The 22,202-nt window shown below is 69.4% G+C and carries 19 protein-coding genes and 2 tRNA genes; 9 read left to right on the top strand and 12 right to left on the bottom strand.

Annotation, left to right across the window (positions count from 1 at the left end):
- Positions 1–47: 47 nt before the first annotated feature.
- Entirely contained in the window at positions 48–806 is a 759-nt protein-coding gene (locus tag OG413_RS11000) for a class E sortase (RefSeq protein WP_266804681.1), read from the bottom strand.
- A gap of 18 nt (positions 807–824) precedes the next feature.
- Positions 825–1,592, bottom strand: a complete 768-nt coding sequence (locus OG413_RS10995) for a DUF881 domain-containing protein (RefSeq protein WP_266804679.1) — start codon at positions 1,590–1,592, stop codon at positions 825–827.
- Positions 1,593–1,735: 143 nt separating this feature from the next.
- Between OG413_RS10995 and crgA the strand changes: the two genes are divergently transcribed.
- Positions 1,736–1,990, top strand: a complete 255-nt coding sequence (gene crgA, locus OG413_RS10990; protein WP_073727777.1) for a cell division protein CrgA — start codon at positions 1,736–1,738, stop codon at positions 1,988–1,990.
- A gap of 249 nt (positions 1,991–2,239) precedes the next feature.
- Here the strand turns inward: crgA and OG413_RS10985 are convergent, their stop codons facing one another.
- The gene (locus tag OG413_RS10985; RefSeq protein ID WP_266804677.1) at positions 2,240–3,148 is read right to left on the bottom strand and encodes a rhomboid family intramembrane serine protease; all 909 of its coding nucleotides are present in this window, start codon (positions 3,146–3,148) and stop codon (positions 2,240–2,242) included.
- Between the two features lie 118 nt (positions 3,149–3,266).
- Positions 3,267–3,794 (bottom strand): peptidylprolyl isomerase, encoded by a 528-nt coding sequence (locus tag OG413_RS10980; protein WP_266804675.1) that lies wholly within the window; start codon positions 3,792–3,794, stop codon positions 3,267–3,269.
- A 324-nt stretch (positions 3,795–4,118) separates the two neighbouring features.
- Here OG413_RS10980 and OG413_RS10975 point away from each other — a divergent pair, with 324 nt between their 5' ends.
- Complete coding sequence (locus OG413_RS10975; RefSeq protein WP_266804673.1) at positions 4,119–4,838, top strand: DUF5324 family protein; 720 nt, start codon at positions 4,119–4,121, stop codon at positions 4,836–4,838.
- Between the two features lie 141 nt (positions 4,839–4,979).
- Here the strand turns inward: OG413_RS10975 and OG413_RS10970 are convergent, their stop codons facing one another.
- Positions 4,980–5,612 carry a DUF2690 domain-containing protein gene (locus OG413_RS10970; protein WP_266804671.1) on the bottom strand — a complete coding sequence of 211 codons (633 nt, stop codon included), beginning with the start codon at positions 5,610–5,612 and terminating at the stop codon, positions 4,980–4,982.
- Complete coding sequence (locus OG413_RS10965) at positions 5,609–5,809, bottom strand: hypothetical protein (protein ID WP_266804670.1); 201 nt, start codon at positions 5,807–5,809, stop codon at positions 5,609–5,611. Before OG413_RS10965 ends, OG413_RS10970 begins: the two co-directional genes overlap by 4 nt.
- A 532-nt stretch (positions 5,810–6,341) precedes the next feature.
- On the opposite strand from OG413_RS10965, the gene OG413_RS10960 reads away from it, so the two are divergent.
- Entirely contained in the window at positions 6,342–9,197 is a 2,856-nt protein-coding gene (locus tag OG413_RS10960) for a PDZ domain-containing protein (protein WP_266804668.1), read from the top strand.
- Between the two features lie 183 nt (positions 9,198–9,380).
- On the opposite strand, the gene OG413_RS10955 is transcribed toward OG413_RS10960, so the two are convergent.
- Positions 9,381–10,649 (bottom strand): DUF6056 family protein, encoded by a 1,269-nt coding sequence (locus OG413_RS10955; protein WP_266804667.1) that lies wholly within the window; start codon positions 10,647–10,649, stop codon positions 9,381–9,383.
- A gap of 601 nt (positions 10,650–11,250) precedes the next feature.
- On the opposite strand from OG413_RS10955, the gene OG413_RS10950 reads away from it, so the two are divergent.
- The 3 genes from OG413_RS10950 to OG413_RS10940 all read left to right on the top strand — a co-directional run bounded on the left by OG413_RS10950 (position 11,251) and on the right by OG413_RS10940 (position 15,855).
- A complete protein-coding gene (locus tag OG413_RS10950) occupies positions 11,251–12,585 on the top strand; it encodes a ricin-type beta-trefoil lectin domain protein (RefSeq protein WP_266804665.1) in 1,335 nt (444 codons plus the stop codon).
- Between the two features lie 423 nt (positions 12,586–13,008).
- Complete coding sequence (locus OG413_RS10945; RefSeq protein ID WP_266804664.1) at positions 13,009–14,673, top strand: pyridoxal-dependent decarboxylase; 1,665 nt, start codon at positions 13,009–13,011, stop codon at positions 14,671–14,673.
- A gap of 210 nt (positions 14,674–14,883) precedes the next feature.
- Entirely contained in the window at positions 14,884–15,855 is a 972-nt protein-coding gene (locus tag OG413_RS10940) for a methylglyoxal synthase (protein ID WP_266804662.1), read from the top strand.
- A gap of 83 nt (positions 15,856–15,938) precedes the next feature.
- Here the strand turns inward: OG413_RS10940 and OG413_RS10935 are convergent.
- Positions 15,939–16,011: transfer RNA gene (locus OG413_RS10935), tRNA-Ala, on the bottom strand.
- A 179-nt stretch (positions 16,012–16,190) separates the two neighbouring features.
- Here OG413_RS10935 and OG413_RS10930 point away from each other — a divergent pair.
- A complete protein-coding gene (locus OG413_RS10930; RefSeq protein ID WP_266804660.1) occupies positions 16,191–16,739 on the top strand; it encodes a DNA-binding protein in 549 nt (182 codons plus the stop codon).
- Between the two features lie 154 nt (positions 16,740–16,893).
- A complete protein-coding gene (locus OG413_RS10925) occupies positions 16,894–18,339 on the top strand; it encodes a serine/threonine protein kinase (RefSeq protein WP_266804658.1) in 1,446 nt (481 codons plus the stop codon).
- 60 nt (positions 18,340–18,399) lie between these two features.
- Here OG413_RS10925 and OG413_RS10920 read toward each other — a convergent pair whose 3' ends face one another.
- The gene (locus OG413_RS10920) at positions 18,400–19,749 is read right to left on the bottom strand and encodes a hypothetical protein (RefSeq protein WP_266804657.1); all 1,350 of its coding nucleotides are present in this window, start codon (positions 19,747–19,749) and stop codon (positions 18,400–18,402) included.
- A gap of 513 nt (positions 19,750–20,262) precedes the next feature.
- A complete protein-coding gene (locus OG413_RS10915) occupies positions 20,263–20,397 on the bottom strand; it encodes a DLW-39 family protein (protein ID WP_003958712.1) in 135 nt (44 codons plus the stop codon).
- Positions 20,398–20,689: 292 nt separating this feature from the next.
- On the opposite strand from OG413_RS10915, the gene OG413_RS10910 reads away from it, so the two are divergent.
- Positions 20,690–21,049, top strand: a complete 360-nt coding sequence (locus OG413_RS10910) for a DUF6344 domain-containing protein (RefSeq protein ID WP_266804656.1) — start codon at positions 20,690–20,692, stop codon at positions 21,047–21,049.
- Between the two features lie 383 nt (positions 21,050–21,432).
- Here the strand turns inward: OG413_RS10910 and OG413_RS10905 are convergent.
- Positions 21,433–21,506: transfer RNA gene (locus OG413_RS10905), tRNA-Ile, on the bottom strand.
- 70 nt (positions 21,507–21,576) lie between these two features.
- A complete protein-coding gene (locus tag OG413_RS10900) occupies positions 21,577–22,164 on the bottom strand; it encodes a DUF3566 domain-containing protein (RefSeq protein WP_266804654.1) in 588 nt (195 codons plus the stop codon).
- Between the last annotated feature and the right edge of the window lie 38 nt (positions 22,165–22,202).

Below are 22,202 nucleotides of genomic sequence, written 5' to 3'. Positions count from 1 at the left end.
TCCATTCGGTACGGCACCAGACTAAAGGGCGGGGGCCGGGCCGTGGGTCAGCTGTGGAAAGCTGCCGGTCTGCCGTCCGTCACAGGCTGGGTGGAGTCCAGATGCGCCCAGGCGATCAGCCGGTGGCTGCTGCCCCACTCGGGCTCGCAGGTGGTCAGCGTCAGATAGCGCCCCGGCCCGTCGAACCCCGACTTCCGCGGGACGGGGTCGATGACCGCGGTGTCGGAGGGCACGGTCCGGTAGGGCCTGGAAGCGATGCGGTACGTGAACCAGGTCGTCCCGTCCGTAAGCACCACGGCGTCCCCGGAACGCAGCTTCGGGAAGTCCTTGAACGGGTCGCCGTACGTCCGGCGGTGGCCGGCCACCGCGAAGTTGCCCGTGTCACCGAGGCGGGCGGTTCCGCTGTAGTGGCCGAGCCCCTTCTGCAGGGTCCTGACCTCGGTGTTCTCCAGGACGGGCCATTCCCAGCCGGTACCGAGGCGGGGGATGTACATCATCGCGAACGGCTTTCCGCCGCGGTACGCCTCCCGATCCTTCGAGGAGGGCGACGGGGGCGGGGAAGCGGGCGCCTTGTCGGGGCCGGGCGCGGGCGTGGGACCGCGGCCGGGTGCGGGGCCGGAGTCGGGTACGGGGCCGGGCACGGCACCCTGCGCCCACTGGTTCTGGAGGGTGTCGATCTGCCCCTCCGTCGCACCGGCGGCCTTCACCCCGGTCCAGAACAGCACGTAGACCACGAAGAGGACGATCAGCGTGCCGACGGTGATACAGATTTCGCTGAACGTTCTGACGATCAGTCGCACCGTCACCGGCCGGCCTCCCCGGGGCTACTCCACAGGCTGCGCGTAGTGGAGATCCACTGTGCCCGAGTAGCCGGGAAGAGTCACCGTCTTGTCCTCCTCGACTTTCCAGCCGAGCCCGTACGCCTTCACGTACAGCTGGTAGTTCTGGATCGCCGTGGAGTTGTTGAGCGCCTGCCTGAGCTTGCCCTGATCGCCCACCGCGGTGACCTTGTACGGCGGGGAGTAGACCCGGCCCTGCAGGATCAGCGTGTTGCCGACGCAGCGGACCGCGCTGGTGGAGATCAGCCGCTGGTCCATGACCTGGATGCCGCGGGCCCCGCCCTGCCACAGGGCGTTCACGACGGCCTGGAGGTCCTGCTGGTGAATGACCAGGTCATTGGGCTGGGGGTCGGGGTAGCCGGGGTTCGCGGTGGCGTCGGGGGGCGCGTCGTTCAGTGTCACGCTGACGGATTCACCGGTGATCTTCGTGGTGCCGGCCGCCTTCTCCAGGGCCTTGAGCTTGGCGTCCTCGGCCTTCGTGCTGCCGTCGTCGCGCTGGGCGAGGGCGTCGATGTCCTCGCGCACGGTCGCGGTCGACTCGTTGAGCTCTGCGTTGTTCTCGCTGCGCTCCTTGATCAGGTCGGAGAGCTTGAGCAGGGAGGAATCGCTGCGGATGTTCGTGCCCTTGGCCGTGTTGGCGCTGGTGACGAAGATCAGTCCGGCCAGGGCGAAAACAGCAGCGGTGAGCCCCCGGACCGGCCACTTGGAGGTGTACCGGGCCGGGCCGTCGGGAGAGTCGGCAGAATTGCTCAACGTACCCTTATCTCCTCAGGCGCCATGGAAGCACTACGCTAACGGACGCCCGGGGGAGGCAGCATTCCCCCTCGCGCCTCGCCCCGGCGCCAGCCAAAGAGATCCCTGCGCGGTCACGCAGCGCATCGACAGGAGAGTTCCTCGTGCCGAAGTCACGTATCCGCAAGAAGGCCGACTTCACGCCGCCGTCGGCGAAGCAGGCAACCAACATAAAGCTGACCAACCGCAGTTGGGTGGCGCCGGTGATGCTGGCCCTCTTCCTGATCGGGCTGGCCTGGATCGTGATCTTCTACGTGACCGAGGGCGATCTGCCGATCGACGCCCTGGGCAACTGGAACATCGTCGTGGGCTTCGGCTTCATCGCCGGCGGTTTCGGCGTATCGACCCAGTGGAAGTAACGCAAGCCTTGCCCTGAAGTTACCCACAGAGTTATCCACAGGTGGGGGAAAAGGTCAGACGATCTGTGGATAACTTCCGCCGATGTTGACGCCGGTGTGACTGCAGCCTCCCTCTTCGAGGGGGGCTGCAGCCCTTGTTCCTGCGGGAAAAACCCAGTTCAGCGACAACGGGAACACCTGTTCCTCTTGCCATGCACAAGATCCTGCGTCCATTGTGGACAACTTTGGGGGTGGAGGACAGAAATCCGCTCAGGTGAGCGCGGCAGTCCTGGCGAGAACGATCCCGAGGGTCGCCACCAGCACCAGCGCGCAGGTCCCGTACTGCACGGCGGTACGGCGCTCACGCGGGGCGTGCACCATGCCGATCGCGATCAGCGTGCCCGCGACCAGACCGCCGACATGCGCCTCCCAGGCGATTCCGCCCAAGGTGAAGGTGAAGACCAGGTTCAGCGCGAGCAGCACGAGGACCGGCCGCATGTCGTAGTTCATCCGGCGCATCATGACGGCGGTGGCCCCGAAGAGCCCGAAGACCGCTCCGGAGGCTCCGAGCGAGCCCTCGTTCGGAGCCGCGATCCAGTACATCAGGGCACTGCCGGCGAGCCCGGACAGCAGATAGAGCGCCAGATAGCGGCCGCGGCCGAGCGCCGCTTCCAGCGGACCGCCGAGCCACCACAGCCCCAGCATGTTGAACGCGATGTGCCACACCTCCTGGTGCAGGAACATCGACGTCACCAGCCGGTACCACTGGCCCTCGGCGACACCTTCGAGGCTGCCCGGCGGCGGGCTGGGGTCCCAGGCCCGGCCCAGCAGCATCAGATCGTCCACCAGCCAGGAACGGCCGGTGACCCAGACCGCGACGAAGACCGCGAGGTTGATGCCGAGCAGGATCTTGGTGATCAGCCTCGGGTCGGCCGCGACCCGGCCGCCCGCGAGCGTACGCGGCTGGTTGGCGGCCGGGTGGTGTCCCGTGCCGGAGCCCTGGCGTACGCAGTCCGGGCACTGGAAGCCGACGGAGGCGTTGATCATGCAATCGGTACAGATCGGGCGGTCACAGCGCGTGCAGCGGATTCCGGTCTCCCGGTCCGGGTGGCGGTAGCAGGTCGGCGCGCCACCGCTGTCCCCGGACGGGCCCTGGTCTGCCGGCGGCTGCTGATCCATCGGTCCTGGCCTGCCTCTCGGTCCTCGTCATGAGGGCGGCGCACATGCCACCGCCCTGCTCGTCCGCTATGTAACAGTACGGACGAGCAGGGCGGTTGGTTCCCGGGGGACCGGACCGTCAGCGGGTCTCGATGACGACCGACTCGATCACCACGTCCTGCACCGGACGGTCGGTGCGCGGGTTGGTCTGGGTGGCCGCGATGGCGTCCACGACCTTCTTGCCGGCCTCGTCGGAGACCTCGCCGAAGATGGTGTGCTTGCCGGTCAGCCACGCGGTGGGCGACACGGTCAGGAAGAACTGCGAACCGTTCGTCCCCGGGCCCGCGTTGGCCATGGCCAGCAGGTACGGCTTGGTGAACGCCAGGTCCGGGTGGAACTCGTCGGCGAACTTGTAGCCAGGACCGCCGGTGCCGTTGCCCAGTGGATCCCCGCCCTGGATCATGAAGCCGCTGATCACCCGGTGGAAGACGGTGCCGTCGTACAGCTTGTCCGTGGACTTCTTCCCGGTCGCGGGGTGGGTCCACTCGCGCTCACCCTTGGCGAGCTCGACGAAGTTCCTGACCGTTTTGGGCGCGTGGTTCGGCAGAAGCCGGATCTCGATGTCGCCTTGATTGGTCTTCAAGGTGGCGTAAAGCTGCTCGGCCACGATCTGCCTTCCGTAAGTCTTCACTGGCGTGGACCGATCCTCGCACGGCCCACCCCCGCCGTCGTGCTGTCACCGCGCGGCAACGGCGCCCGCTCTCGTACGCACGCCCCGCCGGGACAACCGCGGCCAGTTGCCCGCCGAAGCCACGCGGTCACCGCCGATCCGTGGCATTGTCGTCGGCACGCTCGCCTTGCACCGCATTGCCCGAAGTAGCCGTTCATGACCCGGATGCCTGTCCCGCATGCCGCGTGGGGCCCTGACAGGCATGATTTCGAATTGGGTGGAAAGGCGGAGTACCTACCCGCCACCAAGGAGGAGGATCCCGTGACCCGCATTGACCGCGTGCGCGCCGCAACCTACTCGGCGAAGGACAGCGCTCAGCACGCCGCGGAAGTGGTGGCGCCTTACGCCGACACGGCCAAGGAACAGGCCGCACATTATGCGAACGAGGCACGTGTACGGCTCGCGCCCAAGGTGACCAGGGCGACCCACCAGGCCCGTGCCCAGTACGCGTCCCATCTCGCGCCACGTATCGAACAGGCGCTGACCCATGTACCGCCCAAGGTCGACGAGGCCGCGCACCGCGCCGCGGTCCGGACCCGGCAGGCCGCCCGGAGCGCCGCCGACTACACCGTGCCCCGCGTGGAGCACGCGGTGGCCGTGGCCCAGCCTGTCGCCGAGCAGGCCACCGCGCGCAGCGCCGCGGCGCTGGCCGCCTTTCGCGGACAGGTCACGGCGAAGGAGATCCAGAAGCTGGTCAAGAAGCACGAGCGGCGGGCGAGGGCCGGCCGGCTGGCCAAGGGCCTCGCCGTGCTGGGTGTCCTGGCGGGCGGCACGTACGCCGCCTGGCGGTGGTGGGACAAGCAGGCCAATCCGGACTGGCTGGTCGAGCCGCCCGCCCCCACGGAGGTGGCCGCCGAGCGCGCACCGCTGACCTCGGTCGACGGCAGCGGCGAGCCGGTGCTCGACCCGGAGGTCCGGGCGAAGCAGGCCGACAGCGAGTCGGGCGACGCGGAAGGCACCGACCGCGACGACCGCCGCTGAACCGGGGCCGGGCGCAGGCGATCCGGCACCGCGAGCACGGCCAACGCCCAACGGCCCAACAGCCCAACGGGAAGGGGCGCCGGAGGACCTCACGGTCTACCGGCGCCCCTTCCCCACGTCTGCCCGTGGGGCCGCGACGGCTCAGGCGCGGGCATGGGCACCGGCACCGGCGCGGGTCAGGAAGCGGAAGCCGGATTCCGGCCCACCCCGGCCGTACCGCTGTCGGTGCCGTCCGCCGTACCCGCAGCCGTACCCGCCGTCGCGCCGTCCGCCGGGCCCTCGGAGGGAAGATCCGAGCTGGCCGCCCCCGACCCTCACCACATGCCCCTGCGAAACGTCCCGTACGACGTTCGCGTTGACCGCGACGGCGCTCGCCTGCGCGGTGAACCCCGGCGGGGCGGGAAGCACGGACGTGTACTTGGTGTGACCCCTCAGTACCTTGGCGGTCTGGTGCCTGGCCGGTGATGTCCGGATCTCGGCCACGTCGCCGACCTCCGCCCCGGTCAGCTTGCCCCACACGGTCCGGCACTCCGGGCTGTAGCGGATCTCCAGGCTCATCGTGCCCGCCCACTCGCTGCCCACGGTTCTCGCGTTGTCGCCACAGCCGGTGTCCTTGGGGTCGAGCCCCGCGCAGCCCTCACCCGAGCAGCTGGGCGGGGACTTCGGGTCGGGTCCGGCCGTGGGCCGGGCGGACACCCCGGACGAGCCCGGCCCGGTTCCCGCGTCGCCGTCACCGCCGCCGTCACCGATCAACGCGGTCAGGACCACCGTCACCGTCGGCCCACGACGGTGACGAGAACCGATCCGATGAGCGTCGAGGGGCCGTGGCGGCGTATCCACGCGGCCGCACGGCCGAAGGCCGAGCCACCGCCGGCACCCGTACGTCGGCCGTCCCCGCCCGGACTGCCCGCGTCCCCGGCCGGAGCGCCGGGCTCGTCGTCCGGCGAGGGGAGCCCGCTACCTTCTGTCATCTCTTTCCCTCGTCCCGACCGATGCTCAGCGCCCGGCGGCTGACCACACGGGAGACATCACGTGATGTTCCTCACTTCCCAGGAGGGATTCTTCCCCGTCTTTCCTCGTGGTTCACGCCCTCCGCCCGCAAACTTCAACCCACTCCAACTGGCGCCCGCCACAGCCCCGTTGGCGCTCCATGATGATCCGCCGCCAAACCCACACGAGCGAGCCGGTACGACTGCGCCCGCCGAGCCCCCGCCCCTCGTACAGCTGTCCGCACGGCGGATGCGACCGCACTCACCACTGGCTCACCGGATCGCCGAGCGTTGCTCCGCGTCACCCCCCGGCGGCGAGATTTCCCCCGATCGGGCTGTTTCCGTGGACGCGGACAGAGGGTGACGCCGATCCGGCCGTCGCGGCGGGTTCTGTCACCACTCTTGACGGTCATCCGATCTATTTATAACTTCCAGGCGCACACGGTCCACCAATGCGCTGGACGACCCGGATAGCTCGGATGATTCCCGTCCAGCACGACACCAGGAGTCATCTGTGCGCCCACCGCACCCCTCACCGCCGCTCTCCCCGAGAAGAACGCGGGCGGGCGCCACCGCCGCGGTCGCCGCCCTCGCGGTCGGCGGGCTCACCCTGCTGCCCACCGCCACCGCCACCGCATCCACCTCCACCTCCGTCTCCGCGACGCCCCGCGCCGTACAGCTGTATGTGTCCCCCACCGGGAACGACCGCGCCCAGGGCACGAAGGCCAGGCCCTTCCGCACCCTGGAACGCGCCCAGCAGGCCGCGCGCAAGGCCGCGAAGACAAAGCGGCACGGCCCGGTCGACGTCATCGTGCGCGGCGGTACGTACCGGCTGCGACAGACCCTGAGATTCGGGCCCGAGGACTCCGGCACCGCCGCCGCCCCGGTCCGGTACGCGGCCGCGCGCGGCGAGAAGGTCGTCCTCAGCGGGGGCCGCTCGCTCACCCCGCACTGGAGGACGTACTCCGGCAAAGTGCGGGTCGCCGACATCGGCCGCGGCCTGGACTTCGACGAGCTGTTCCTCGACGGTGCGCGCCAGACCCTCGCCCGCTACCCCAACCACGACCCGGCGACCGCGATCCTCGGCGGCTACGCCGCTGACGCCGTGTCCGCCCAGCGCGCGGCCCGCTGGAAGAACCCGACGACCGCCCTGGTGCGCGGACTGCACCAGGGCGAGTGGGGCGGCAACTCCTTCAAGGTCACCGGCCTCGGCCCGGACGGCACGCCCACGCTCTCCTGGGTCGGCGACAACAACCGCGGCAGCGGGCTGCACTCCACGTACCGCATGGTCGAGAACGTCTTCGAGGAACTGGACGCACCCGGCGAGTGGTTCTACGACAAACCCGTCGGCAAGCTCTACTTCTACGCCCCCGAAGGCACCGACCTCAGCAGGGCCAAGATCGCGACGGCCGAGCGGAACGAGCTGATCCGGGTCGAGGGGAAGAGCAGCACGGCCCCCGTACGCCACCTCTCCTTCGTCGGCTTCACCTTCACCCAGACCCACCGCACCCTCTTCAACCAGCCGTACGAGAAGCTCCAGCTGGGTGACTGGGCCATCGCCCGCGCCGGTGCGGTCCACCTGAAGAACACCGCGCGGGTGGACATCAAGGGCTCCCTCTTCGACCAGGTGGGCGGCAACGCCGTCCTCCTCGACGGCTACAACAGCGAGAACGCCGTCTCCGGCAACGAGTTCAGCCACTCCGGGGCCTCGGACGTAGCGGTCATCGGCAATCCGGACGCCGTACGCGAGCCGTCCACCTGGGACAGCATGCGCCAAACGATCAGCGACACCACCCCCGGGCCGAAGTCCGAGAACTACCCGCGTGACATCAGCGTCGACGACAACTACATGCACGACAACGGGCAGTTCGAGAAGCAGACGTCCGGCGTGCAGATCTCGATGAGCCGTCGCGTCACCGTCGCCGGGAACACCATCCACGACGGCCCGCGCGCCTGCGTCGACATCAATGACGGCACCTGGGGCGGCCATGTCATCGAGGACAACGACATCTTCAACTGCGTGAAGGAGACGTCCGACCACGGACCGGTCAACGCCTGGGGCCGCGACCGCTTCTGGCCGCTCACGGCGGACGACGCGACGAAGAAGTCGTACGCGAAGCTCGACGCGATGGAGACCACCGTCATCCGGCACAACCGGATCCGGCACTCCTCGCACTGGGACATCGACCTCGACGACGGCTCGTCCAACTATCTGGTCGAGAACAACCTGCTGCTCAACGGCGGCGTCAAGCTGCGCGAGGGCTTCCACCGGACCGTACGCAACAACGTCTTCGTCAACGGTGGCGCGCACTTCCACGTCTGGTACGCGGACAGCGGCGACACGGTCGAGAAGAACCTCTTCGTGACCGCCGACCCGTACGACCTGATCCAGGTGGACACGGCGAGGAGCAGGCCGGTCATCGACAACAACCTGTTCTGGAACAACGGGCGCCCCGTTCCTGACCTGAGCGACGCCTGGCGGGGCCAGGGCCTCGACACCCACTCGCTGATCGCCGACCCGAAGTTCACCGGGACCGACCCGTTCAGCGACCCGAAGAAGCTCGACTACACCGTTCAGGACGGCTCACCCGCTCTGGCGCTGGGATTCAGGAACATCCCGATGACGGGCTTCGGCAAGGCGGGCTCACCCACTCCGCCGCCCATCGAGTGGGCCGACGACACCCCCACCGACACGGTCGACGCCTTCCCCGAACCACTGCTCGGCGCGCAGGCGACGCGGATCTACTCCGACCGGATCAAGTCCTCCACCGGCCTCACCGACAGCGACGGGCTCTACCTCCAGACCGTCGCGCAGACGTCGGAGGCGTACCGGCAGGGGCTGCGCGGCAATGACGTGATCCGCGGGATCAACGGGGTACAGGTCACGGACCGCGACAGCTTCTGGCACGTGTACAACGGGCTCGCGCCCGGCTCGTCGGTGAAGCTGACGATCTGGCGCGGCCAGGCGTCCACCGACCTGACCGTCACCAAGCCCGCCGGCGGCGAGCAGCTCAACAACACCTCCGGCGTGGTGTACGGCGGCAGCGGCTGGGACTGGAAGAACACGTCCCGGGGCGGCGCGGGCGGCTGGGCCGACGATGTGCACGCGACGCAGACCAAGGGCGACTCCTTCGAGCTGGCCTTCAACGGCACCGCCATCGACCTCATCACCCAGGTCAACAGCGACGAGGGCCAGGTCGACCTGTATCTCGACGGCACACTCGTGGCCACGATCGACAACCACAGTGACACCCGCGTCCACCAGCGGACCGTGTTCAGCAAGGCGGGCCTCGCACCCGGCCCGCACACCCTCAAGGGCGTCATGAAGACGGGCGACTACTTCATCGTCGACAGCTTCAAGGTCTCGTAGAGGGCTCCCGCGAGCCCCACGAGCCCCGGGCGGCGAGGCAACGGGCCGTCGAGGCAGCGGGGCAGCGGGGCAGCGGGGCAGCGGGGACGAAGACGACAAGAGGCCGCCTGACCTGCGTTTGCGCAGGGCAGGCGGCCTCGTCTGGTGTGGAGCCCTGCCGTTCGAACAGGTTTCCCGGTCCGGTCAGGGCAGCCGCGGTGAGTAGTCCACGCGCTTCACGTCGTAGTAGTGGGCCACGCACGCCGTCGACCAGCTTCGCTTCCCGTTGCCGAACGGCTCCGTCATCTTTCCGATCACTGTCGGTGTGTACGGGACGACCTGCGCACCGTGTGCCACCCGGGCGCGGATCCACCGGTCCTGCCGTTCCCAGTCGTGCGCCCGCACCCGCATCTGATCCCCCAGGTGGACGAGCGGGGGTGCGAGGCCGACGCACGTGGCGGCGCACAGCACTGCCGCGGCCCAGCGCATGGCGCCGACGCGCGGCCAAAATCCCTGGAGCGCCTGTCCCAGGAGCATGCCGAGGGCGGTCAGCAGCACGACGTAGAGAAAGAGGAAGTCGTTCCGGAGCCGGGTGGAGTTCACCACGCCGGCCTGGAAGACGGGGTACGCGACGAGCGTGGCCAGATAGCCGCTGACGAGGAACGTGAGCGCTCCGGCGCACACCAGCAGAACCGGGCGGCGCGGCGAGCTCGGCGGGACACCGCCGGGGCCCCGCATCACCAGGCCGAGCAGGACGCCGGCCGCGACGGCGCCCAGGTAGTGCCACGCCGAGAAGGTGTCGATCATGATGTGCGCGAAGCTCCGGGCGGTCCCGGCCAGCGAATCCGGGGCGATCAGGGAAGTGTCCTTCGCGGCGCCGAACCGGCCCCTTCGGTACCGCGAGCCCGGAGACGTCACCAGGATCAGGGCACCGGCCACTGTTCCGGCCAGGCCGACGGCGAACCAGACCCGTAGTCGGCGGCGTTGCCGCCCGCCCGCCGTCCAGAAGGTCAGCACGAGCGCGGCGAGCAGTACCACCAGCACGACGATCGTGGTCTGTTCCGACAGCGTTCCGATACAGAGGCAGATGAGCAGGCCGATGGCCGACGCGACGGCCCTGCCGCCGCGCGACCGGGCGAGAAGGAACGGAATCACCGCCGCACAGGCGAGAACCGGGGGCAGGGTGTGCGAGACGGACGCCGCGGGCCAGTAGAACGTCTTGTACGTGTTGGGCGACCCCAGCAGGAAGACCACGGTCACCATGGCCGCCACGAGGAGGGGGACTCCGCGCGGGACCGTCAGGTTCGCCCGGCGCAGGGCCAGCGCGGTCACGGCCCAGAGAATCCCGAGCACGAACACGGCGCTGAGCGGGGCGAACCACTGGTGCCCCGTTACCCCGAATCTCCCGTAGAGCCAGACCAGCACGCCGTTCATGGCCCGCCCGTTGTCATGGACGTAGAACTTCCTGATCATCCCGGAAAATCCGTGATCACGGATGACCGGCAGGAAGCACCATTCGTCGCCACTTGGCCTTACCCAGCGCGCGTATGACACAGCCACGGCCAGGAGGCCCAACGGGAACAGACAGAGGACGGACGCCCATGGCACGCTGCGTGACCTCCGGGAGCCGGGGCCGTTCGCGCGTGTCGGCTGTTCTTCTTCTCCCACTGCGGAATCCGTCCTCGATCGGCCACCGGCGATCCGAAATCTCCTGGGACCGCCCATTTCCTTCGTGTCCGCAGTACCTCAATGGTTCGGCGACCGGGATTCCACACACGCGAACTCCATGTCCACCGCAACGCGAACGGCCGATTCCGGTGCGTTTTCCGGTGCACGTGGGTGACGGCCCGGCCCGGTGGTTGGTGGGGAGGACCCACGTTATGGACCATCGACTGCATTGTGGCGTGACGGCTGACGGCTGACGGAATGGCGCCGCGAAGACGCGGCAGCGGGTCGGGGGGCCGGGGGCCGGAGAAATCGGAGGGTCGGGATGCGTGAGGTGTCTGGTCGGCAGGAGAAGCATGCGGTCAGGAGACGTTCGGCGATATTGCGCTGGGGTGCGCCCTGCCTGGTGATGAGTCTCCTTCTCCTCTTTCCGTTCCTCGACCGGCCGGCCCGAGTGTCCGAGAACCGTGCCACCGCGCTCCTTGACGGACCCGGGGACCGGGACGCCTCCCGCGGCTGTGAACGCACGCTGGTGGGCGTGGCCCACCAGGACGACGACCTGCTGTTCATCAATCCGGAGATCCAGCAGGCCACGGGGCCGCGATGCGCTTTCAGTACGGTCTACCTGACCTCCGGGGACGCCGGCCGGGCATACGCCGGGGGCGATTACGTACAGAGCAGGGAAGAAGGCGTACGAGCGGCCTACGCGGAAATGGCGGGCGTCCCGAACCGCTGGACGCGGGACGACCTCCACGTGGGCACCCGCACCATCGCGTCATTCACCCTGAACGGAAAGACCGGCGTACGGCTCTCCTTCCTCAGGCTTCCTGACGGAATTCCCGATGGCGAAGGAACTGCGAAATACTCCCGCCAAAGCCTTCTGAAACTCTTCCGCGGAAAGATCCGGACCATTCAGCCGGTGGACGGGTCACAGAGCTACACGGAGCAGCAACTCGTCGATTCACTCACCGCACTCGCCCGGCGGGACGGAATCAAGCGAACTCTCACTCTCGACTACGACAATGCGACCTTCGGGCACACATACACGCCGGGCGCCGATCACAGCGACCACGGAGTGGCCGGAAGATATTTCCGACGCGTCGCGTTCGGTCTCCCGGGCGGCGCCCAGGACCGGGTGATGGGTTATCTCGGATACGGCATGTCCCGTCTTCCCGAAAACCTCGACCCGGTCCGGGCCCGGCAGAAGGAAGCGATTTTCCAGTCCTATCGCAGAGGTACGGGGTGCGAGTCCAGAGCGTGCCCGATGGGCCACTACATGAAGGGGAAATACCACGAGTGGGTGGGCAGGGAATACTCCCTCAAGCCCCGGACGCCGCAGCCGGGTGAGATCGTGTCGGCGATCGGTCTGGCGAATCGAGCGGGGCGGCACGAGCGCTGCCTCGGCTCGGCGAGTGGCCCGAGCGGCTCACACGCGGCCGTCGAAGTACGGACCTTCGATTGCAACGGCGGGGCCGATCAGTCCTGGCGGGTCAACGCCGGAACCATCGAGTCGAAGAGCGGCCGGAACTGCCTCACCGCCGACTCGCAGCGGATCACCGTTTCCACCTGTGACCACCGTCCTCACCAGAAATGGCGCCTGGACAAGAACGGAAGAATCGAATCCGGCGGCCGATGCCTGTTCCAGGAGGACATGGCGGCCCGAAACCCGCGACTGGTCCTGAGGCCGTGCGCTCCCCTGCGACCGGAACTGCGCTGGTACGGGACGGGCGCGCTGCCGCATTAGGCATGGCCCAGAACCGGCGCCGGCGGCGATCCCGAACCTGCCGGGACGGCCCGGACCGATCCTGCACCTGGCCCCGACTGCCTGAGCCGGACTGCCTTCGGTAGCCGCCCCGTTGCTCTCCGGCCGGTGGTCTCGTTAGGCGAACTGGGCGAACGACGAAGGGGGTTGCCCGGAGAGCCTGCCGGCCGAGCGGGCGGTGAAGGCGCACGCCTCGGGCTTCCGCGCGGCGGAGGGGGACGCGCGGGTCACCGGCGGCCGCGCCCTCTGTGCTCCTCCCTCGGCGGAGATCACCGGTGTCCTGGTGGCTCTCCCGGTCGCCCTGCCCCACAAGGTCAACGCCCGTGCCGGGGCCGCGGGCGGAACAGCAGTTCACCGCGGAGCTGAACCAGGTCCGCGGTGCAACGGTGCAGAAATGGACGGAAAATGATCTCAGAACCCTCCGAACTGTCGCGTTCGGCCTTCGTGTCGCCCACCGACTCCGTGTCGCCCACCGACAACGACTACCGGCTGGGCCGCGACGCGTACACCGACGAGCAGCGCGAGTCCGTTCTCGCCAAGCTGGAGGGATACCTCGGACAGCGGCGCGGCCGTTTCCTGGGCTATCAGAGCAATCTCGCGCTGGACGGTCACGCCTCGCTCGGCCGTTTCCTGAGCTACCACATCAACAACATCGGCGACCCGTTCGTCGACGGCCACTACAGCCTGCACTCGCGGTGGCTGGAGCGTGCCGTGCTTGAGCACTACGCCCGCCTGTGGCACGCCCGGATTCCCGAGGACCCGGCCAGGGCGCGGGACGACGACGGCTGGGGGTACGTGCTGTCCATGGGCAGCACCGAGGGCAACCTCTACGCCCTGTGGAACGCCCGCGACTACCTCGACGGCAACGCCCTGGTGCGCGACGACATCTCGGGGGACGCGAGCTGCCGTACGACGTACATCCGGGCAACGGCCCCCGAGGGCAACCCGAACGCCTACTCGCCGGTGGCGTTCTTCTCCCAGGAGACGCACTACTCGCACATCAAGGCGATGCGGGTGCTGGACATCCCGACGTTCTACGACCTGGGCGCCGCGCACTATCCCGGGCAGTGCCCGCTCGACCTGACCGGCACCGGGATGCAGACCTACAACGGCTGGCCGCTGGGCGGCGTCCCGACCACCGGCGGTGACGAGGGGCCGGGCACGGTCGACGTCGACGCCCTGGTCGCGCTGGTGGAGTTCTTCGCCGCGAAGGGCCATCCGGTCCTGGTCAACTTCAACATCGGCAGCGTCTTCAAGGGCGCCTACGACGACGTCCAGTACGCCTGCGAGCGGCTGCGGCCGGTCTTCGAGGCGCACGGCCTCATCGACCGCGCGGTTCCCTTCGACCCGGACGACCCGGAGCGGGTCAGCGTGCGCAACGGCTACTGGATCCACGTCGACGGCGCACTGGGCGGCGCCTACGCCCCCTACCTGGAGAAGGCCCACGCGGCGGGTCTCATCGACACGGCGCCACCGGTCTTCGACTTCCGGATCCCCGAGGTGTCCTCGATCGTCACCAGCGGGCACAAGTACCCCGGGGCCCCGGTTCCCACCGGGATCTTCATGTCCCGGGCCGGCTCCAAACTGCGTCCGCCGTCCGACCCGGCGGTCGTCTCCTCCCCGGACAGCACCTTCGCCGGTTCCCGCAGCGGATTCGCCTCCCTGGCCATGTGGAACCACCTCGCACAGCTCAGCGAGGAACAGCAGGTCCGGCAAGCGGCGGACGTCCTGGAACTCGCCCGCTACACCGCCGCCCGGCTCCGTGAGCTCAGCGGTCTGCTGGAGGAGCGCGACGAGCCCTGGGCGGAGGACGGCATCGAGGTGGGCAACGGGGACCACTCGCTCAGCGTGTGGTTCCAGCAGCCGCGCCGGGAACTGGTCGAGAAGTACACGCTGGCCTGCGTACCGCTCAACCTCGACGGGCGGCGCCACGACTACAGCCACGTCTACGTCATGCCGCACGTCACCCGCGACCTGGTCGACGAACTCCTCGACGACCTCGCTCGCCCCGGCGCCTTCGACCGCTCGGCCGAAACCGCCGACCGGCCGCCTCTGCCCCACCAGCGCTGACCCCACCGCCTCCGGCACGTGCACCTCGTACCGCCCCGCACCGGCACGTGCACCTCGTGCCGGTGCGGGGCGGTCCGCAGCGCCTCGGAGGGCCCTCGCCCGCGCCTCCGCGGCACTGGGGGCGCCGTCCCTCATCCGCTCCGCGGCCGACATCCGTATCGGCACACCACCCGCACGTTCCTCAACTGACCTTGGGAAAGAGGCACTTCCGTGACGACGCCCGAAGCATGGCTCCCCCGCATCACCGCGATCTTCCGCGCATACGACCTGGACGGGGACAGCCAACTCGGCCGCGAGGACCTGATCGCCTACGCCGCCCGGGTTGCCGAGAAGCTCACCGCCCCCGGTGACACACGACGCCGCTCGGCGCTCTACGACGCGTACGCGGAACTGTGGACCCAACTCGCCGCCGTCTCCGACACGGACCGCGGCGGCAGGATCAGCGAGCAGGAGTTCGTCGCCGCCACCGCACGCGGCGCCTTCGACGCCGACCCGCACTTCAGGGAGTCCACCCTGCGCGCCCTGGACTCCCTCGCCGACGCACTCGACCGGAACGGCGACGGCACCATCGACGCCGTGGAGTACGAACGCATCTTCGGCGCGACCGGCCTCGCCGGTGACACCTCCGCCCTGGCCTTCGAGACCGTCGACGCGGACGGCGACGGCCGCATCACCCGCACCGAGATGCGCGCGGCAGCCGTGCACCTCTCCCCCCTGGCCGACCCCTCCTGGCTGACCGGCGAGCCGACACCCGCCGGTGGCCCGCGCGGCATCGCCCTGGTCGCCCACGACACCCGCAAGGCAGACCTGCTGGCATGGACCGACCGCAGGTCCGCCGAGCTCAGCCGTCACCGGCTCTACGGAACCGGCACCACCGGCACCCTCATCAACCGCAGGCTCGGCCTGCCGGTCACCCCGCTGCGCAGCGGCCCCCTCGGCGGCGACCAGCAGATCGGCGCCCTCGTCACCAGCGGCGACATCAACCTGCTGATCTTCTTCTACGACCCGCTCTCCGCGCACCCCCACGGCGACGACGTACGCGCCCTCATCCGGCTCGCCGCACTCGCCAACATCCCCATCGCTCTCAACTCCGCCACCGCCGACGCCCTGATCGACAGCGCGGGCCTGCACATCCCCGAGCAGACGACCACGGAAACCCCCCACGCGTCCGTCCCGGCCTGATCCGATCCGGTTCCGCCCCACCAAATGGGCACAAAAAATGCCTTCTGACCTGCGTTTCCGCAGGTCAGAAGGCATTTAGTACGTGGAGCCTAGGAGATTCGAACTCCTGACATCTGCCTTGCAAAGGCAGCGCTCTACCAACTGAGCTAAGGCCCCGGAAAACGGCACACGCAAGTAGCGTCCAACACGTCCGTGTCACGGCTGCCGTCGCAGACCAGAGTACCGGGTGACCCCCGGAATCTCGCAAAAGGATTGGGACTCCCGGTCGGCAACCACTCTCCGTAAGATGCACGACGAGGTTCGCAGCAGCGAAGCCGCAGCGAAGGGGAGACGCCATGGACGCAGCGCAGCAAGAGGCAACGGCAAGAGCCAGGGAGCTTCAGCGCAGTTGGTACGGGGAGCCGCTCGGTGCGCTCTTCCGTCGGCTGATCGATGATCTCGGCCTGAACCAGGCCCGGCTCGCCGCGGTACTCGGGCTGTCGGCGCCCATGCTGTCCCAGCTGATGAGCGGCCAGCGGGCCAAGATCGGCAACCCCGCGGTCGTCCAGCGCGTGCAGGCCCTTCAGGAGCTGGCCAGCCAGGTGGCGGACGGCAGCGTCAGCGCGGGCGAGGCCACCGACCGGATGGAAGAGATCAAGAAGTCCCAGGGCGGCTCCGTCCTGACCAACACCGGGCAGACCACGAGCACGGGCGGAGCCCCCACCGTCCGCCGTGTGGTGCGCGAGATCCAGTCGCTGCTGAGGTCGGTCGCCGCGGCCGGGGACATCATCGATGCCGCCGACTCCCTCGCCCCGACCCACCCGGAACTGGCAGAGTTCCTCAAGGTGTACGGAGCGGGGCGCACCGCGGACGCGGTCGCGCACTACGAGGGGCACCAGAGCTGAGACAGGCCCCAGGGCCGCACGGACACCGGAGCCAGGGCTCGCCCGACGGCAGACGCCCTGGACCCGGCAGTACCCCTGTACCCCTGAGAACCGGGGTACGAGTCGGTGAGCGACACCGGAGCAGGAACCAGGAACGGGGAGCGGGCGCAGCGCAATGGGTGAGGTCTTCGCTGGTCGGTACGAACTGATCGATCCGATCGGACGTGGTGGGGTCGGCGCCGTGTGGCGGGCCTGGGACCACCGGCGCCGCCGCTACGTGGCGGCCAAGGTCCTGCAGCAGAGCGACGCGCACACGCTGCTGCGCTTCGTACGCGAGCAGGCGCTGCGCATCGAGCACCCGCATGTACTGGCCCCCGCCAGCTGGGCCGCCGACGACGACAAGGTCCTGTTCACCATGAATCTGGTCAGCGGCGGTTCGCTGGCCCATGTCATAGGCGACTACGGCCCGTTGCCGCCGCGCTTCGTCTGTCTGCTGCTGGACCAGCTGCTGTCCGGACTGTCCACGGTGCACGCCGAGGGTGTGGTGCACCGGGACATCAAGCCGGCCAACATCCTGATGGAGGCGACCGGAACGGGCCGTCCGCATCTGCGGCTCTCCGACTTCGGCATCTCGATGCGCAAGGGCGAACCGCGCCTGACCGAGACCAACTACGTGGTGGGCACGCCCGGTTACTTCGCGCCCGAGCAGATGATGGGCGCGGAGCCGGACTTCCCCGCCGACCTGTTCGCCGTCGGCCTCGTCGCGCTCTATCTGATCCAGGGTCAGAAACCCGACTCCCAGGCGCTCGTCGAGCACTTCGTCACCCACGGCACCCCAAGTGCCCCGCAAGGCATCCCGGAACCGTTGTGGCAGGTCCTGGCCGGTCTGCTGCAGCCCGACCCGCAGTCCCGCTTCCGGACCGCCACAGGGGCGCGCAAGGCCCTGACGGCGGCCGTCGAGATGCTGCCCGAACCGGGTGCGGGCGACGAGCCGGTCGAGGTCTTCGACCAGATCGGGCCGCTACCGGCCGGGTTCGGCCCCGACGGCCCCGTAGCGGGCCTCCAGGCGCCCGGACAGGCCGCGCAGGCTCCCCACGCCACCCAGCTGTCCCAGGACGCCTCTCAGGCCACACAGCCGCCCTCCACGCGGCAGCCGTACACCCAGGATCCGCACACACAGGATCCGTACGCGCGGCAGCCCGCGCAGCCGCCCGTCTCGATGTCGGAGACGGGCAGTTTCCACCTGGCGCCGCCTCCTCAGCAGCCCACGCCGCAATCCACGCCTCCGCCCGCGCAACTGCCCCACCCCGCGCGGTCGGCCACGCCTCCCACTCCGCCCCAGGCGCACGCGTCCGCCCCCTACGCCACCGGAACCCCGGACCTCTCCCAGGCCCCCACGTCCGCGGTGCCGCACGATCCGGCCGCCACCCGGGCCTACACCGCCCAGCACCCGCAGGCTCCCCACCCCGGCGCGGCGGTCTCCCCGCCGCCCGCCCCCGCGTCGCACGGCGCCCCCGCTCCCCGGACACGACCGGGACCGCCCCAAAAGGTGGCGGTCCCGGTCCTGCTGGTGGCGCTGCTCTGTTTCGCGGTCGGCATCTGGGCGCTGACCCAGAGCTGACACCGGGCTCGGCCGGGAGGGGCGGCGGCCGGCACCACGGCCACCGGGCCCCCGGACCCGCTACCGGTTCTGCGGCGGCGGACCGCCGAACGGCGGCTGCTGCCCGCCGCCGCCCGGCGGCACGGCATCGGCCGACCGCGGACGGCGCCTGGCCAGCAGCGTCCACACACCGAGCCCGAGCACCAGCACGGTGCCCGCGCCGATCCCGGCCATGGCGACCAGCCGCATCGTGTCGCTCTTCGCGGCCTGCGGGCCGCTCTGCCCGTTCCTGGCCATGTCCCTGTCCTTCTGGGTGACACCGAAGATCCCGGCGTCCCCTTCGTACGGGGAGGTCTTCGCGTCGTTCTTCACCTGCACGCTCAGGGTCAGCAGGATCGGGTCCTTGCCGTAGGACTTCGCGACCGCCGGACTGAGCGACACCGACAGGTAGTACCAGCCGGCGAAACGCATGGCGCTGACATCGGTACTGAAGTCGAACCGGTTCCCGTAGGCCACCGGAGGCAGCGGATCGAGTGCCGCCGACGCGGGCCTTCCGGAGTACGAGAGCGTCGCGTCGTCCACATGTCCCTGCGCGGGGTTGTCCAGGGACAGCGAGAGCGCGTTGCCGACGAACTCGTCCGAGTCGGTCGGGCTGTTGCTCAGCTTGGCGGTGGCGTAGATCTGCTGCCCCCAGTCCACCGGCACCTGGTAGAAGCGCGTCTGGCCCGGTGCGATGGTGTCCTTCCACTCACCGGAATCCAGGCTGGTGGCCTCGTAGTACCCACTGCCGCCGGTCCGCTTCTTCCCGGCCGCGGCGATCGGTTCGGGGGACGCCGAGGGCCAGTTCTCGGGCGCCCCGGTCGGCATCGGCCCGCCGCTCTTCAGCTTCGGCTCCAGCGCGAAGCGCAGCTCCAGGTCCCAAGGTGCGGGGCTGGAGGTCGCCTTGCTCTCCCGCTCGATCAGGACGTCGTAGGTGCCGGCCTTCTGGCACGTGGAGCTTTCCTTGTCGATGGTCCGGTACGCGTAGGCCGAGATCGGACGGGGGAATTCGGTCGACCCGAAGTCGGCGTCCTCCGAACCGCACCGGGAGTCGTCGAGATCGCGGAGGCTGACGGTGATGCCGTCCCCGTAGGCGACCGCGCCACCCGCCTTGGGCACCGCCACCGCCGAGACATAGGCGTTGGACCGGGCATCGAGCTTCACGCGGTAGTAGAGCTTCTCGCCCGGCTTGATGGTGCTCCGGTACACCGCGCCCTCGTCCAGCACCGCCGCGTCGGCGTTGGCCACGGCACCCTGGATCGTCTTCGCCCCGGGATCGAAGGTGTACGCCGGCGGGCCGGCCGCGTGCGCCTGCCCCGGCAGCGCCACCACCGCGCACATCGCCGCGACGGCCGCCAGCGTCACCCGGCCCTTTTTGCGCTGCCTCTTCACGCGCTTCCCCTCGTCGTCCGCATGACTGCCCTGCGACGGCCGCGTACGAACACGAGCACCCCGGCGACAACCACTACCAGGGCGCCCGCCCCCGCGGCGGCCGCAATGACGGTCCATCCTGCCCCGACCGCACTGCCGCTGTCTTCGGCCGCAGTCGAATTACCACTCTTGTCAGGGTTCTTGGACGTCGTGACGCCCTCGGCCGGCGGCGCCCCCACCCGTACACCGGCCCCGGCGGCCACCGCGCGGAGCCGGAGCCTTCCCGCTCTCCCGCTCCACCACCAACCAGTAACGGCCCGCTCCGTCGCCGCCGCGGCCGTCAACCCAGTCATTTTGCTCTCGCAACCTATTTATTCGCGTGAGCGAATTCAAGGGTCGGGGTGCCACGGTCCCGCAACAGCACGACCCCCGCCCCCGGCAGCGAGGAGACCATCGGCAACCATCGGGAAAGCCCCCGGACAGCACGAAGCCCCGGCCGCTCAGCGACCGGGGCTTGTAACAGACTGTGCCGTCTCACACACCCGAACCTGCGGGCACGGAGTCGGTCGCCTCCGTCCACAGATCCTGCTCGGCGCGATCCGCCTGGATCTGGCGGTACACGAGGAGCCCGCCGATGGCGGCCAGTGCGACCAGGAGAAGCTTCTTCACCGCGCGACCTCGTCTTTCCTTGACGTAGGGGACTTCTGCCGCCCGACTATACACACCGGCCGATACCGATCGGTGACCTGCCCGGAACCCCGCTGCGGCGGGCCGGAGCGATCATCCGAGCATCCTCAGGACCCCCGCGACCGCCCTCGGACGGTCCGTCAGCACCGGTTGAACCATACGAGTGGTGTTCATCTGAAGATCGGCGCAGCGGGGGCGTCGGTCCCCGAAATCGCGAGCCGGATCCACATGATCAGGAAAGTAAGCAAACCGGACCACCTGAAAGCGAGGGGCCATGAGCACCTTCAGGGTCAAGAGCATCTGGACCGCCTTCATCACCGCCTTCTTCGCGATCCTCGCGTCGCTGGGCCTCGCCTCCACCCCCGCCGCCGCGATCACGCAGCCGACGGCCACGACTCAGGAGCACACGGGTGCGACCGCGGCAACCGCGACCACCCCGTCGGTGCGATGGACCCTTCCGCGTGACAGGGCGCTGCCTCCCACGATGAAGCAGCGCATCCGCGCCGAAGCACACAACTCCTCACCGGCCACCCGGCACCTGTCCGCCGACACCACGGACGCCCTGAACGCCACGGAGACGGCCCGCACCAACCCCGCGGCCCCGGCGGGCGACTCGTCCCTGCTGCCACCCTGATCCCGCCCCGCCGCACGGCTCTCCAGCACCAGGGCCCCTGGTCCGGTTCACACCGGACGGGGGCCTTTCCCATGCCCGTACGGCAGGTACGGGCATTTCCCGAGCCCGCGCCCACCCCGTACACGAGCCGTCCGTACACGAGCCCGCCCCGTACACGAGCACCGGCTGCACGAGCGCCGGCGCTTCCCGCGCCCGCACAGGCAGCGGCACCGGGCCTCCGCCACATCCGTACGCACAGAACGTGACCTGCCGCACCCTGCCGCTCGGACACCCCGCACAAGCCCCGAGTACGCCGGCTCCGGACTCCGCCCCCGACATCGCTCCGCGCCACCCCGGAAACGCGAAGACCCCCAACCACAAGTGATTGGGGGTCTTCGTCTGCGTGGGGCTAACAGGATTTGAACCTGTGGCCTCATCCTTATCAGGGATGCGCTCTAACCAACTGAGCTATAGCCCCGCCGCGCTGTGCGCTGACTTCTGAAGATTAGCGCACGTCGGGGCCAGTCCCAAAATCGATACCCGGAGCGCTACTCGTCCTCGGCCAGAGTGAGCTCGACGCCGCCCACAAAGCCCGCCGACAAGTTGTAGATGAACGCGCCCAGCGTCGCCAGAGCGGTCGCCAGAACCACGTCGATCACCGCGATGACCGACGTGAAGATGAGGACGCGCGGCAGCGACAGGAACGACTGGAGATCGAAGCCGTTGCTCTCGTTCGAACCGGTGGCCTCGCTGATCGTGCCGCCGACGGTGTCGAAGACGCCCATCGCGTCCATCACCATCCACAGCACCGCCGACGCGACCACCGTGCAGATGCCCAGGGCGATGGAGAGCAGGAAGCTGACCTTCATCACCGACCACGGGTCGGCCTTCGCCACCCGCAGCCGCGCCTTGCGGGTACGCGGAGTGGTCCGCGCCCCCGTGCGCGGCAGGCGCATCGCCTGCGCGCCGCCCTGTGTGCCGCCCTGCTTACCCCCTTGTGTGCCGCCCGAGGGCGACGGGTACGCCTGCGGCGGGTGATACGGCCCCGCCGTCCCCGGCGCGGGCTCACGCTCGCCGGGCAACGGCCCGGTCGCGTAACCCTCGTACTGGGGCTGAGGCCCCCGAGTGTCCGTCACAGTGCCCCCTTGGGAGTCCGTGGCAGGGCCACGGGCAC

The sequence above is a fragment of the Streptomyces sp. NBC_01433 genome (assembly GCF_026340105.1).
In the GTDB taxonomy this organism is placed as follows: Bacteria; Actinomycetota; Actinomycetes; order Streptomycetales; family Streptomycetaceae; genus Streptomyces.
Note: the sequence above shows the minus strand (reverse complement) of the source record. Positions and strands in the feature narration are given on the sequence as shown.